Genomic DNA, 13,388 nt, shown 5'->3' with positions numbered 1-13,388 from the left:
CCGGCTACAAGTCGATCTCGGATATGAGCCACGATTGCAGCCACAGCGAAATGCCTTGCCATAGGCTCGCGTGCGGCTCGTCGCGCCGCACCTGCGTCTTGCCGCTGTCGTCGCGCAGATGCCATTCGATCGTCTGGCCGTCTTCACCAAGCTGGAGCCGGTACATGCTGGCGAAGGCGTCGGCGCGCAGCAGGCCGAGCGCCTGACGCGTGAGCGCCGCGCAGTCGATGGTGACGCCCAACTCGGTGTTCAGCACCGCGGAGCGAAGATCGAGGTTGACCGAGCCCACCACCATCCAGCGCCGGTCCACGCCCACCGCCTTGGCGTGCAGGCGCGGCGTGGACTTGCCGAAGGCTCCGAATCTGTCCGACCGCCGCACCAGTTCGGGACCGAACTCGTACAGCTCTACGCCCAGTTTCAGCATCTCGGGGCGGTAGCGCGAGTAGGCGCGGTACACAAGCGGCTCGTCGGTGGAGCCCAGTGAGTTGGTGACGATGAGCACCCGCGTGCCGCGCTGCTGGGCCTCCCGCATCATGCGCAGGCCGACCGGGCCGGGCAGGAAATAGGGGTTGACGACGACCACCTCCTCGCGCGCGCCGGCGATCACGTCGAGCTTGGCGCGCATCGCCCGGGTGGCCTTGTTCGTGTCCACCGGCCCGACCACTTTGTCGGGCGGGTCGTCGTGCACGCGGGCCGTGCCGGGCAGCAACTGCAAGCGGCCCTGCGCGATCTGCGCGCGCACCGTGCTCTGGCCCAGGTGGTCGCGCGGCGGCACGTTCGGCGGAGGGCCGGCGATCTCCTTCAGCCGCATGTCGAAGTCGGCGCGCCGCTCGGCGGGGTCCATGTCGCGTTCCAACACATGCAGCCGCTGCTCCAGCGCCCACACCTGTTCGCTGTTCCAGTAGCGGTCGAAGCTCGCCGACAGCTCGCGCACGACCGCGCCGGCGGAGAGCACGTCGAGGTCGATGAAGTTGGCTTGGCCGTGGCGCGTGAAGTATTCGTCGGCGATGTTGCGCCCGCCGTAGACGGCAAACTGGTTGTCGGCGACGAAGAGCTTGTTGTGCATGCGGTGGTTGACACGCGCGTATTCGTGCAGCGACATCAGCATGCGACCGATCGGCGTGCCGTAGCGCGCCGGCAGCGGGTTGAACAGGCGCACCTCGACGTTCGGAAACGCGGCCAGCCCGCGCAGCAGGAGGTACAGTTCGCCGGCGTTGTAGTCGTCCACCAGCAGCCGCACGCGCACGCCGCGCCGCGCGGCATCCCGCAGCGCCGCGAGGAACGCGGCGCCGGCGGTATCGGCATGGATGTGGTAGTACTGCGCATCGATGGAGCGTGTGGCCGCCTCGGCCAGCGCAAGGCGTGCATCGAAGGCCATCTCGCCGCTGGGTAACAGCCTGAAGCCCGTGTCGCCTCCGGGTGCATCGGCCAGACTCACCGCAGCGATGCGCCCGAGGGGCGTGACGCCGGTAGCGACCATGGCGCTGCTCGCAGGCTGCGCGATGCGCGGCGGCAGCGTTGTGCAGCCGGCGAGCAGCAGCACGAAGATGGCGGTCAACCAGCGTCTCATGGCTTCGGCTCCGAACCGCATCGCCTGTAAGCGAGCGTTCGCCGCAATTCTGACGCCATCCACAGGGCAGCGGAAGGTCCTGCTTGTCCAAGCAGCCGGCACGCACCCCATGCCGCCCGCTGACGCGCTACGGACCGCCGACGCGGCGACAGCGGCGGCGATCATCCACAACCTCAATCTTGTGATCATCGTGCTCGCACTTGGCGGGGTCGTGGTTTCGGTCGCCTTGGCCCTGCTGGTCGCGGCATGCGTGGCACGACCGCTGAGCGAGGTGCAGGCAGCCATGGCAAGTGCAGCGCGGTGGGCTGGACGCGCGCTGCGGGGTGGTCTCAAACGACGAGATCGGCGCCGTTGCCGAAGGTTTCAAAGCCATGGTCCGGGGCCTGCGCGAACGCGAGGCGATCCGCGAGACATTTGGCAGGTACGTCAGCCCCGAAGTGCGCGACGAGATCCTCGCCGGCCGGGTGAGCGGAGCCGGCGTGCAGCGCGACGTGCCGATCCTCTTCGCCGACCTGCGCGACTTCACGCCCTGGGTCGAGGCCAGCCCGCCGGCCGAGGTGGTGGCCGATCTGAACGCTTATTTCAGTGAGATGGACGCCGCGATTCACGCGCACGGCGGCTTGGTGCTGCAGTTCATTGGCGATGAGATCGAGGCCGTGTTCGGAGCGCCCATCGAAGACGTACGCCGTGCCGATGCCGCCGTGGCTGCGGCACGCTGCATAGGCGGCATCCGATACTGCGCCAGGCAAGCCACGACCTGCGGCGCGGCCGTCGCTTCACCACCCAGCCGAGCTACCGTACGCGCCCTCGCCGCACAAGATTCACCACCGCGAGCAAGATGATTGCGCCGATCAGGGAGGCCAGCAGTCCTCCGATGCTGAAATCATTCTGGTTGACGGTGCCCGCGCCAAGCAGAGGCGCGATGAGCCAGCCCCCGATCAGCGAACCGACGATGCCCACCACGATATTGAGGATCAAACCCTGCTGCGCATTCGTCTTCATGATCATGCTGGCGACCCAGCCGATGAGCCCGCCGACCACCAGCCAAATAACGATGTTCATCTTGTTCTCCGGGTGCGTGCGGGACTAGCGGCGACCGCGCATCGCGGTGACCAGGAGAGCGCCGAGGATCGCGCCACCGGCAGCTGCAATCGCTATGGCGCGTGCGGGTTGCTCGGAGACATAGTGCGTCCCCTGGTCGGCAGCTCGGCTCACTTGCTCCTTCGCTGCCGTCAGTCTCTTGCCGGCCTCGTTGATGGCGTTCTGGGCGTAGCCCTTTCCGGAGTCCATCGCCTGCCGCGCTGCGCGCTTTGCGAGTTCTGCGGTGGTGGCCCCCTCGTCGGTGGGGTTCGATTGCGCTGAACCTTGCGTCAAAGTTTCCTGATCAGAATTGTCCATGGCAGCCCCTTGGATGAAGACGGTCGAACTGACCGAGGACCCTTCATAGGTGCGGCGCACCGCCGCCATGGTGGGCATTTGGCCGCAGCGCGTGTAGGGCGAGGCCCTCATCCGCGGAAGCCCAGCATCTTCATCGCCGGCCCGATCCCCTGCGCCGACTTCGCATAGTCCTTCCAGGGCTCGTTGCCCTTGTCCAGCCGCGTGTGGATGTTGCGCACCGTCCACTGCGCCCCGCTCGCCAGGTGCTGCACCTCCGCCCACTCGACGGGCACCGACACGCCGAGCCCGGGCCGCGAACGGGCGGACCAGGCGCAGACGGTCGTGGCGCCGAAGCCGTTGCGCAAATAGTCGATGAAGATCTTGCCCACGCGGTTGCGCGGGCCGCTCTTGGCAACGAACATCTTCGGCAGCGTGCGGGCCAGGTGGCGCACGATGGCTTCCGAAAAATCCTTCACCGTGTCCCAGTCGTGATGCTTGCGCAGCGGCACCACCACGTGCAAGCCCTTGCCGCCGCTGGTCTTGCAGAAAGACGCCAGGCCCAGCTCGTTGAGGAACACGCGCACGACCTCGGCGCCTTGCTGCACGGCCGGCCAGGCGACGCCCTCGCCCGGGTCGAGGTCGAAGGTCATGCGGTCGGGCTTGCCGGTCGCGGTCTTGACCGCGTTCCAGGTGTGGAACTCGATGACGTTCATCTGCGCGGCCGACAGCAGCCCCTCCGGCGTCGCGACTTCGAGCATCTGCTCGTGCCCCGGCCAGATGGCGGGGTCGAGCTGCCGGATGCCCGGCATGCTGCCCTTGTCCAGGTGCTTCTGGAAGAACAGCTCGCCCGTGATGCCGGTGGGCGCACGCACGATCGACACCGGCCGGCCCTTGAGGTGCTCCATCATCAGCGGCGCGACGAGGCCGTAGAAGCGCACCAGCTCGATCTTCGTCACGCCGCTCTTCGGGTCGATCACGCGCTCGGGGTTAGTGACCTTGAGCGTCGGCGGCAGCGTGTGCGCGATGGGCTGCTGCTGGCCGGTGTCGGCGTCCGCCAAGTGCACGGGCTTCTCGCGCACGATGGCCCGCGCCGGCTTGTCCGTGCGCAGCGCCTGGAACACGCCGTGCCGGATGTGGCCGCCGCCGGTCCACTCCGAATACGTGACCTCCGCCACCAGCGTGGGCTTGACCCAGTGGGCGTTGCGCTCGTCCTCGGTCTTGTTCTTGAAAGGGCGCTGGTCGATCGCGATCTTCTGCAGGCGCTGGTGCATGTCCGCGAGCGAGCGCTCGTTGAAGCCGGTGCCGACCTTGCCGGCGTACACCAGCTCGCCCTGGTCGTCGTGCACGCCGAGCAGCAGCGAGCCGATGCCGATGCGCGAGCCCTTCGGGTCGGTGTAGCCGCCGATGACGAACTCCTGCCGCTGGCTGCACTTGAGCTTGATCCAGTCCGTCGAGCGGCGCGAGCTGTAGCCGCTCTCCTTGCGCTTGCCGATGATGCCTTCGAGCCCGAGCTTGCAGGCCGAGGCGATGATGTCCTTCGGGGGCGCATCGAAGGCTTCGCTCAGGCGGATGCCGGCCGGCGCCTTGGCGAGCAGCCCGCGCAGGAACTCGCGCCGCTCGACCAGCGGCACGCGGCGCAGATCGTGGCCGTCGTAGTACGGCACGTCGAACAGGAAGAGCTCGATGCCTTGCGTCCTGGCGCTCTCGAAGGCGTTCTGCAGCGCCTGGAAGTCGGTCCGGCCGGATTCGGCAAGCACCACGATCTCGCCGTCGAGCCAGCCGGGCTTGAGCTTCATGCGCGCGAGCGCCTTCACCAGGTGCGGCAGGCGGCTGCTCCAGTCGTGGCCGTTGCGCGTGATGAGGCTCACGCCGTGGCTTGCATCGATGCGCGCCAGCATGCGGTAGCCGTCGAACTTGATCTCGTAGACCCATTCGCTCGGCCGGGGCGGCGGCGCGTCGACCAGCGTGGCCAGGAGCGGCGACAGCTTCTGCGGCATCTCTGCCTCGACTGCGCCGGCGGGCATGCTGCCGCGCGTGCCGGCGCGCTTCTTCTTTGCCGGTGCGGATGTCGCCGCGGGGCCGGCGGCCGCTTCCTCCGCGGGCTCGGGCATGGGCAGGTCGGCCACGCTATCCGGAAACTCGTCGACCACGCTGAACTCGGCCGAAGGGCGCTCGTAGGCGTCGCGTTCCTTGATGAGCAGCCACGCGTTCTGCTTCTCCTCCTTGCTCTTGATGCGCACCAGCACCCACTTGCCGCGCAGCTTGTAGCCGTGCAGCTCGAACTTGAGGTCGCCGTCCTGGTAGCCCTTGTGCGGGTCGCCGATCGGCGTCCAGGTGCCCTTGTCCCAGATGACGACCTTGCCGGCGCCGTACTGCTTGGGCGGGATGGTGCCTTCGAAGCTGTTGTAGGAGATCGGGTGGTCCTCGACGTGCACGGCCATGCGCTTCACTTGACGGTCGTAGCTCGGGCCCTTGGGCACGGCCCAGCTCTTCATCGCGCCGTCGAGCTCGAGCCGCACGTCGTAGTGCAGGCGCGTGGCCCAGTGCTTCTGCACGACGAACTGCCGCGCGTGCGTGCTTTCGGTGCCGCCTTCGGCCGGTTCCGGCGTGAGCGCGAAGTTGCGCTTGGCCTTGTATTTCCTGAGCGGGTCGGCGGCGCGGGACATCGCCGGCTAGGCCCGCGGCTGCAGCCGCCGGAATGCGCTGAAGTGGCGGATGGCCATCTGCTTCTGTCCGGCCTGGGCATAGAGCAGCGCGGCGTTCTGGTGCGCGTCGGCAAGGTCGGGCTGCAGGCGCAGGCACTCCTCGTAGCTCGCGAGCGCGGCGGGCACGCGGCCTAGGTCTTCGAGGGCGACGCCGCGGTTGTAGTGCATCAGCGGGTCGTCGGGGCAATGCACGATGCCCTCGTCGTAGAGCGCCACGGCCTCGCGGCAGCGGCCGGCCTCGCACAGCATGAAGCCGAGGTTCAGGTAGGCGTGGGCGTGGGCCGGGTCCTGCTCGAGGATGAGGCGGTAGGTGTCTTCGGCGGCAGTGGGGTCGGAGGCTTCCAGTTCTTCCGCCGTCTCGAACAGGTCTTCGAGGTCGTCGGACTCGGGCGTCGCCGGCTCCGGGGCGCGCTGGGAGATGAAGCTCACCGAGCCGGTCGCCGGCGCGACGCTGAAGTCCATCACCAGCTGGCCCGTGTCGGGCTCCCATTGCGCGTTCTCTTCGCGCACCGTGATGCGGTCGCCGGCGGCCGTGATGCGCAGCCCGTTCACCGGCACCTCGGGCGGCAGCGTGTCCTTGAGCCGCCGCAGCGAGCGCAGTATCTGCCGCGTGGGAATGCGCGCCACGCGCAGGTCGTGCGCCGAGCGCAGCAGCACGACATCGCGAAACGAGAAGCGCAAGGCGCGCCCCGGTCCGCGCGAGGGGTCGACGAATCCGAGCTCGATCAGCTTCGAGATGGCATGCCGCGTCAGGCCCAGCATCTGCCGGACGCCGCGCAAGGTGTAGGGGTGCGTGCTTGCCAGCGGGGCGCCGTTCGTCACTTCTTCATGCGCGCGCGCGCCGGCGGGGCGGCCTCGGCCACTTTTGCCGCCCTGGGGGCACGCTTTGCGCCCTTGCTTTCGACTGCGGGTGCGGGCTGCTTCGCGCCGGGCTTGACGGCGCGGCCGAGGCTCGCGCGCAGCATGTCGGTGAGATCGATGACCTGGGCGCCGGCAGCGGCATCTTCCGGATGCTCGACCGCCACCACTTCCTGGCCGGCGATCTTGGCGTCGATGGCGGCCAGGATGCGCTTCTTCTCTTCGTCCTCGAAGAGCGTGGGGTCGTAGTCGTCGGCTGAGATCTGATCGATGAGCTGCAGCGCCAGCTTGAGCTCGGCGGCCGAGGGCGGCGGGAGCTGCTCGATCTCCAGGTCTTTCATCGACCGCACCTCGTCGGCAAAGAGCAGCTGCTGGAGCACCAGGCCGTCGTCGTTGGCGCGCACCTGCACCACGTACTGCTTGGACTTCCAGGCCCAGCGCGCCAGCGCGCAGCGCCCGCTCTCCTGCATGGCGGCTTTCAGCAGGTTGTAGGGTTTGCCGCCGCGCTTGTCGGGCGCGAGGAAATAGGCCTTGTCGTAGTAGAGCGGGTCGACCGCCTGCTCGGGAATGAAGGACACGATGTCGATCACGTGGCTGCCGCCCTCCTCCAGCGCCTTGAGCTCCTCGGGCTTGAAGATGACGTAGCGGTCCTTCTCGAACTCGTAGCCCTTGACCATCTCGGTGCGCGGCACGACCGTCTGGTCTTTCTCGGAGATGTATTGCTGCTTCACGCGCGAGCCGTCCTTCGACAGCAGGTTGAAGCGGACGGTTGCGGAGCTCTCCGTCGCCGAATACAGCTTGACGGGAATCGAGACCAGTCCGAAGCCGAGCGAGAGCGACGCTATGGAACGAGCAGCCATGGGATTTCCTCGAGGCGAACGAAGGAAGGCAGCATGCCATTTTTTGGCTGCCAGGAGAATAGGCGCACTTCCCCTCACCCGACCCCACCATGTCCGAACCCCGCCCCGACCTCGCCAAGACCACCTTCGGCGTCCTGACCCTGGTGCTGCTCATCGGCTCTTCGCTCTGGATCCTGCGCCCCTTCCTGGGCGCGACGATCTGGGCCGCGATGGTGGTGGTGGCGACCTGGCCGGCCTTCCTATGGATCCAGGCGCGGCTGTGGCGGCGCCGCAGCCTGGCGGTGCTCGCGATGGTGCTGATCCTGCTGCTGCTGTTCGTGCTGCCGCTGACCTTGGCGATCTCGACCATCGCCGCCAACGCGGAAGAAGTCGTCGCATGGATCAGGCTGCTGATCAGCCGCGGCCCGCCGCAGCTGCCCGGCTGGGTGGATCGCGTGCCCTTCATCGGGCCGCGGGCGACCATCGCCTGGAACGATCTCGTGGCCTCGGGCGTGGCCGGCCTGGAGGCGAAGGTGACGCCATATATGCGGCAAGTCACCGGATGGCTCTTCGCGCAGGCCGGCGTGCTGGGTGCGCTGACCTTGCAGTTCCTGCTCACGGTGGTCATCGCCGCGATGATGTACGCGGGCGGCGAATCGGCGGCGGCGGTGGTCCGGCGCTTCGGCCACAAGCTCGGCGGCCAGCGCGGGGAAGATGCCGTGGTGCTGGCCGGCAGGGCGATCCGCGGCGTGGCGCTGGGGGTGGGCGTGACGGCCTTCGTCCAGGCGGTGGCGGGCGGCATCGGCCTGGCAATTGCCGGCGTGCCTTTCGCGGCCCTGCTCACCGCCGTGATGTTCATGCTGTGCATCGTGCAGGTCGGGCCGACGCTGGTGCTGGCGCCGGCGGTGATCTGGGTCTTCTGGAGCGGATCGACGGGCTGGGGCATCTTCCTCCTGGTGTGGACGGTGATCGTCGGCACCATGGACAACTTTCTGCGCCCGGTGCTGATCCGGCGCGGCGCCGACCTGCCGCTGGTGCTGATCTTCGCGGGCGTCATCGGCGGGCTGCTCGGCTTTGGGTTGGTCGGCATCTTCGTGGGGCCGGTGATGCTGGCGGTGTCATACACGCTGATCGACAACTGGCTCCGGGATGCCGAAGCGGTAGAAGGTCAGACGTAGCGTGTGAGCCGGTTCGGCCGCTCCCGCTTCTTGCGGCAGCACCAGGCGAAGGCCGAATCATGAGGCAAGCAGCAGCAGCAGGATCAGGCAGGTTTGCGCCAGTCCCCACTTCGCGCCGAACGTCATCGTCAGGCGAGGGGCGGCCCTCCATTGCCTCCCGGCTTGGCCGCCATGGCTTGCAGTTCGGGAACAAAAGTCAGGAGCCGGCGAGTGAGCCAATACAGGTGCGACGCGTCGATCGGGTTCGGCAGCCGCAGCGTGTTGATCAACCGTTGCAGGCGGTCTCCCATTTCAAGAACGATCAATGGCTCGAGGACGCCTGCCAGCTCGGCCCGTACCCGCTCGTCCACGAGATCGTGCTCATCCAGACTGCGCCAGATCGTCAGCACCGCGCGCTCGCACAACTCGGCATCCGATGGCGGCGCGATGGCTTCGGCGTAGCTCGATGAGCTCGCGGGCACCGGGGGCGTGCCCCGACTGTCTCTTCGGGCGAAGCTTGTGGGTGAAGGCATGGATTGCTCCTTCTCGCAGTCAAGATACGCACCGAGGCGGATGACAATCCCCGGCATCAGCGGCATGCACCCCACTGCTTCAAGGCGGGTCATGAGGCTTGTTTGCGCTTGACGGAACCTGGGGCGTTCTGATCCCCGACCGATTTGACCGCGTCCGCCTGGTCGGCGGCGCTGCCGCCCGTGGATTCGGTCGCGTCCGCATACTCGCTGTCGCTATCGGCTTCCGCAGGAACAACGGTTGCAGGGCACTCGGGAAGAACCCTCGGTTTGCCGGGGGTCCGTGAACGGGATGGAGTCTGCTGAGCGGCCATGACGTGTCTCCTTCGGCTGGAATGACAACGTACATCGCATCTCTCGGCGATGCATGTAGGAGCGCACCGCAGCGGCATGCCTAGCTCCGCGCACTCATCGCCTCAGCGCGCACCGCTGGTCGATGGCATGGCATGGCATGGCATGGCATGGCATGGCATGGCATGGACTTTCAGCGCTCAGGCCGCAGACATGTCGACCGCGCCTGCGCATTTCAGCGCCGTCTCGCGGCGAACCTTGCCAGCGATGGCTTTGGTCGGCATCATCGCGAGCGCCAAAGAAGGAGCCCGCTGATGAAAACGTGGATTCGCCATGCCGCCGCTCTCGCCACCTTCGTGACCGCGGCCGCCGTCGCGCAGGCAGCGGGTCTCGTGGGCAACACGCTGCCACCGGGCTTTCCTTCGATCGAAGACACCTCGCTCGCCCGGCCGCTCATCGGCTTCGGCGCCGCCGGGCCGGTGACGCGAACGCCGGTCATTTTCATTCACGGCAACAACGACACACCGTTCGCCACCGCCTGCAATCCCTACGGGCGCGTTCAGGCAATGGCGCAGTACCTTGCCGACAACGGCTATTCCACCAGCGAACTCTGGGGCGTGGGCTACCAGGGCGACCAATGCGACCTGGCCGCGGACCAGACGCGCCGTTCGAGCATCGCCCACACCAATGCGGCCAACGTGCCCGACCTGCGCCGCTTCGTGCGCGCGGTGATGGACTTCACGGGCGCCAGGCGGGTGGACATCGTGGGGCACAGCCTGGGCGTGACGCTCGCGCGCGAATGGATGCGGCAGGACGAGGCGCACCACATGGTGCGCCGCTTCGTCGCGATCGACGGGCCCAACCACGGCATCGTCAACTGCTCGCCCGACCCCGCCAACTACTGGCAGGCGCCGGCGGCGGGCGGCTTCACGCCGGCGAGCGACGTGTGCCAGGAGCTGGGCTCGCCCGACACGCCCTTCCTGCGCCTGCTCAATGGGCGCAACGGGCGCAACGAGAACGACGGACCCACGCGCGTGCTGGTGATCCGCAACGGTGATGCCAGCTTCGTCTACTTCCCGGTGCAGGACGGCTCGATTGCGCCGGTGCCCGCCGTGGACTCGTTCGGCAGGCCGACGGACTTCTCCAGGAGCGCCAGCCTGCGCGGCGCGCGCGAGATCGTGTTCACGGGCCAGGGCGCCTACGATCCCATCCTGCGCACCGGGCACCTCGGCATCCTGAACTCGCCGCAGACCTGGCAGGCCACCTTCGAGTTCCTGAACGACCGCTCCAGCGGCAAGGACGACTGAGCCAGCCCGGCATCGGGCCGGGCCGCCTTGTCGGGAAGGCTGGCGCGAAGGGTTAGGCTGGAGGCCTGATGACACCCCCCAAGGAAAACGCCAATGCCGGCTCTGTCTGGATCCGGTTCTGGTGGCCGATCTCCGCTTTGGAGCCGACTCCGGCCCACGCAAGCGCGCCCGAGCGTGCCGCGATCAGGAGCCGGAACTACGTCTGGCTGACAACGTACATGGACATCTACATCCTGCGCTGGGGTGCACTGTGGGCGGCTTGCCTGGTTCTCGCGCTCCTTGCCACGGACGATGCGGTGCCAGGGGTACTGTTTGCGATCGCGCTGGCCTCGACCATGGCATCCTTCTTTGGCCTGGTTTCCATGATCTTGATCTATCGCCGAGCTGTCAGGGCCCTGAAAGACCGGGCCGCATAGCAGGCGTCGTCAAGCAGCTTGCTGCTCGAGCTGCTGCTTCAAGGCCAGGAGGTCCTGACGTACATGCGCTACGTCAGCGTCGAAGCTCTCCTGGCTGGCGCCGGCCGATCGAAGCACGACAAATGTCAACAAGCTCCCATTGCCACAGGGTGTCACCCGGAACGCGTTGTGGACGCTGACGCCATCCGGGAGCGTGACGTCATGGTCGAGCACGCCGAACGAATTGGCGGGAGCCATCGTCACCTTGACCTGGCCCATCGGCGAGTCGGCGAACCATTCCCCGCCACGTTGCTCGATACCCTTGGCCAAGCCGGACGCCCAGAGCGGCAGATTCTCCATCTGCCGGGCGAAGGCGTAGACGGCTTCCGCGGAGACGTCGACCGCCTGGCTGACGACCATCGCTTCGTGCAATGCCACGTTGTGCCTCTCTTTCTTGCTGTCGGCGCATGCTGCCACGTCCCGGCTTATTTGAAACGACCTGGAAGCATCGCCCAAGCGGGCATCATTGGCACTTTTTGCCAGGAAGCAGCATCAGTCATGAGCCATCTGATCGTCCACGGCGGCCGTCCGCTCGCCGGCACCGTCTCGCCGTCGGCAAACAAGAACGCGGTGCTTCCAGTGCTGTGCGCCACGCTGCTCACCGATGAACCGGTGGTTCTTCACGGCGTCCCGGACATCACCGACGTGAGCAAGCTGCTGGCGTTCTTCCGCGAGCTGGGCTCGACGGTCGAGATGGGCGCCGGCGGCACGCTGAAGCTGCGCCATGGCCCGTTGCTGGATGCCAGCCGGGCCCGCGTGCCGGCGGGCATGCGCTCTTCGATCATGCTCGTGCCGGCGATGCTTCATCGCTTCGGCGTCGCCAGGATCGAGGACGACGTCACCGGCTGTACGCTGGGCGTGCGCGAGATGGATCCGCACATCGAGGTCTTCCGCGCCTTCGGGGCAGAGGTGGCGATGGAGCCTGGGGCGGTGACGATCAGGGCGCCCCGCCGCTTCGTGGCCACGGACCATTGGTTGGACTACGCCTCGGTCACCACGAGCGAGAACTTCGTGCTCTGCGCCGTGACGGCGCAGGGCCGATCGCGGCTCACCAATGCCGCGTGCGAGCCGCACGTGCAGGAGTTCTGCGCCTTCCTGGCCTCGATGGGCGCCCGCATCGCCGGCACCGGCGGCTCTCAGCTGCAGGTCGAGGGCTTGGATTCGCTCGGCGGCGCCGAGTACACCTTCGCCGACGACTTCCACGAGGTCGCCACCTTCCTGGCGTTGAGCGCAATCACTGGGGGCGACGTGGCGGTGCGCAATGGCGCATCGGCGCAGTTCCCGCTTCTCGACCGGACCTTCGCCAAATTCGGCGTGGAGCTCGAGCACCGCGACGGCTTCAGCCGGGCGCATGTCGGCGGGCCGCTCCGGGTGCGCCCGCCGTTCACGACCAACATCCTCCAGAAAGTGGAGGCGGCGCCCTGGCCCTACGTGCCAGCCGACCTGCTGCCGATCTTCGTCGCGCTGGGCGTGCGCGCCGAAGGCTCGGTGATGTTCTGGAACAAGGTGTATGAAGGCGCGCTCGGCTGGAGTTCGGAGCTCGGCAAGTTCGGCGCGCACGCGGTGCTGTGCGATCCGCACCGGCTCATCGTCTATGGCGGCAAGCCGCTCGTGCCCGCGACCGTCGAGAGCCCCTACATCATCCGCGTCGCGATTGCCCTCTTCATGTTGGCCGCGAGCATCGAAGGCCGCTCGACCATCTTGAATGCATTGCCGATACGGCGTGCACACCCTCACTTCGTCGAGAACCTCAACGCGCTCGGCGCGACGGTGGAGTGGGTGGCGGGCGACTAGGGCCTGTTAAGGGTCGAGATCACAACCAGTTCACCGGGCTGCATGCCTTGACCCGATCGGCCGCGGGGTCCTCCGCTGAGCAAGCGCCGAGGCACGCATTGTTTTTTGCGCTGGCGTCTGGAACGGGTGCCGGCTTCGCGTCGCAGCGGGTGTTGCAAGCAAGCTGCGTCCGCAGGAATGAGTTCACGTCGGACTGCCCTCGGTCGGCCGCCGCCAGCAGCGCCTCTCCGTCCAGATGCTTCATCCGGGGCACGAGGTAACTTCGGAGGCGGCGCACGTCTTGTTCGTAGCCCGCCTGCAATTCCCGGAAGCTCTCCTGCAGCGACCTGGGCGCGGGCAGAGAAGCGTGCATTTGCGCATCCCTGGCCCGGCCGTTCAGCACGCTGATGCAATACGCCGATCGGATCTCGATGCTGGAAGGAGGCTCGCGCTGGGCTTGCGCACTGCAGGCGAGCAGCAAGAGGACGAGGGCGAACAGTGCTCTGGACATTCCCAAGTCTAGCGA

Annotated in this window: 15 protein-coding genes; 5 read left to right on the top strand and 10 right to left on the bottom strand. The window is 67.4% G+C overall.

From position 1 onward, the window contains the following. Positions 1–4: 4 nt before the first annotated feature. Positions 5–1,570, bottom strand: a complete 1,566-nt coding sequence (locus EJI01_RS10655) for a phospholipase D family protein (protein WP_185878894.1) — start codon at positions 1,568–1,570, stop codon at positions 5–7. Positions 1,571–1,860: 290 nt separating this feature from the next. Here EJI01_RS10655 and EJI01_RS10650 point away from each other — a divergent pair, with 290 nt between their 5' ends. Then, complete coding sequence (locus EJI01_RS10650; RefSeq protein WP_126837083.1) at positions 1,861–2,412, top strand: adenylate/guanylate cyclase domain-containing protein; 552 nt, start codon at positions 1,861–1,863, stop codon at positions 2,410–2,412. Here the strand turns inward: EJI01_RS10650 and EJI01_RS10645 are convergent. From EJI01_RS10645 to EJI01_RS10625, 5 genes are read right to left on the bottom strand one after another with little or no spacing between them, the layout of a single operon-like run. Continuing rightward, on the bottom strand, positions 2,363–2,632 hold the full coding sequence (locus EJI01_RS10645) for a GlsB/YeaQ/YmgE family stress response membrane protein (protein ID WP_126837082.1): 270 nt from the start codon (positions 2,630–2,632) through the stop codon (positions 2,363–2,365). The two genes, EJI01_RS10650 and EJI01_RS10645, sit on opposite strands and share 50 nt — an antisense overlap. A gap of 24 nt (positions 2,633–2,656) precedes the next feature. Then, positions 2,657–3,037 carry a hypothetical protein gene (locus tag EJI01_RS10640; RefSeq protein ID WP_126837081.1) on the bottom strand — a complete coding sequence of 127 codons (381 nt, stop codon included), beginning with the start codon at positions 3,035–3,037 and terminating at the stop codon, positions 2,657–2,659. 38 nt (positions 3,038–3,075) lie between these two features. Next, positions 3,076–5,613 carry a DNA ligase D gene (gene ligD / locus EJI01_RS10635; protein WP_126837080.1) on the bottom strand — a complete coding sequence of 846 codons (2,538 nt, stop codon included), beginning with the start codon at positions 5,611–5,613 and terminating at the stop codon, positions 3,076–3,078. A 6-nt stretch (positions 5,614–5,619) separates the two neighbouring features. Continuing rightward, complete coding sequence (locus EJI01_RS10630; protein ID WP_126837079.1) at positions 5,620–6,474, bottom strand: tetratricopeptide repeat protein; 855 nt, start codon at positions 6,472–6,474, stop codon at positions 5,620–5,622. Continuing rightward, positions 6,471–7,370, bottom strand: a complete 900-nt coding sequence (locus tag EJI01_RS10625) for a Ku protein (protein WP_126837078.1) — start codon at positions 7,368–7,370, stop codon at positions 6,471–6,473. The genes EJI01_RS10630 and EJI01_RS10625 overlap by 4 nt, the downstream gene beginning before the upstream one ends. 89 nt (positions 7,371–7,459) lie before the next feature. On the opposite strand from EJI01_RS10625, the gene ydiK reads away from it, so the two are divergent. After that, the gene (ydiK, locus tag EJI01_RS10620; RefSeq protein WP_126837077.1) at positions 7,460–8,527 is read left to right on the top strand and encodes an AI-2E family transporter YdiK; all 1,068 of its coding nucleotides are present in this window, start codon (positions 7,460–7,462) and stop codon (positions 8,525–8,527) included. 128 nt (positions 8,528–8,655) lie between these two features. On the opposite strand, the gene EJI01_RS10615 is transcribed toward ydiK, so the two are convergent. Next, on the bottom strand, positions 8,656–9,132 hold the full coding sequence (locus tag EJI01_RS10615; protein WP_126837076.1) for a hypothetical protein: 477 nt from the start codon (positions 9,130–9,132) through the stop codon (positions 8,656–8,658). Then, on the bottom strand, positions 9,129–9,350 hold the full coding sequence (locus EJI01_RS10610) for a hypothetical protein (protein ID WP_126837075.1): 222 nt from the start codon (positions 9,348–9,350) through the stop codon (positions 9,129–9,131). The genes EJI01_RS10615 and EJI01_RS10610 overlap by 4 nt, the downstream gene beginning before the upstream one ends. A 291-nt stretch (positions 9,351–9,641) precedes the next feature. Here EJI01_RS10610 and EJI01_RS10605 point away from each other — a divergent pair, with 291 nt between their 5' ends. Both EJI01_RS10605 and EJI01_RS10600 read left to right on the top strand, forming a co-directional pair. Then, entirely contained in the window at positions 9,642–10,634 is a 993-nt protein-coding gene (locus EJI01_RS10605; RefSeq protein ID WP_185878893.1) for a hypothetical protein, read from the top strand. Positions 10,635–10,702: 68 nt separating this feature from the next. After that, positions 10,703–11,050 carry a hypothetical protein gene (locus EJI01_RS10600; protein ID WP_126837073.1) on the top strand — a complete coding sequence of 116 codons (348 nt, stop codon included), beginning with the start codon at positions 10,703–10,705 and terminating at the stop codon, positions 11,048–11,050. Between the two features lie 9 nt (positions 11,051–11,059). On the opposite strand, the gene EJI01_RS10595 is transcribed toward EJI01_RS10600, so the two are convergent. Then, positions 11,060–11,467, bottom strand: coding sequence for an SRPBCC family protein (locus EJI01_RS10595; RefSeq protein WP_221885663.1), 408 nt, complete (start codon positions 11,465–11,467; stop codon positions 11,060–11,062). A gap of 120 nt (positions 11,468–11,587) precedes the next feature. Here EJI01_RS10595 and EJI01_RS10590 point away from each other — a divergent pair, with 120 nt between their 5' ends. Further along, positions 11,588–12,883: a UDP-N-acetylglucosamine 1-carboxyvinyltransferase gene (locus EJI01_RS10590; protein ID WP_126837072.1), complete on the top strand. Its 1,296-nt coding sequence runs from the start codon at positions 11,588–11,590 to the stop codon at positions 12,881–12,883. A gap of 19 nt (positions 12,884–12,902) precedes the next feature. On the opposite strand, the gene EJI01_RS10585 is transcribed toward EJI01_RS10590, so the two are convergent. Continuing rightward, on the bottom strand, positions 12,903–13,373 hold the full coding sequence (locus tag EJI01_RS10585) for a hypothetical protein (RefSeq protein ID WP_126837071.1): 471 nt from the start codon (positions 13,371–13,373) through the stop codon (positions 12,903–12,905). Between the last annotated feature and the right edge of the window lie 15 nt (positions 13,374–13,388).

Origin of the sequence: Variovorax sp. MHTC-1 (assembly GCF_003984645.1) — a bacterium.
Classification (GTDB): Bacteria; Pseudomonadota; Gammaproteobacteria; order Burkholderiales; family Burkholderiaceae_C; genus Variovorax.
This window is presented reverse-complemented; position numbering and strand designations above follow the sequence as displayed.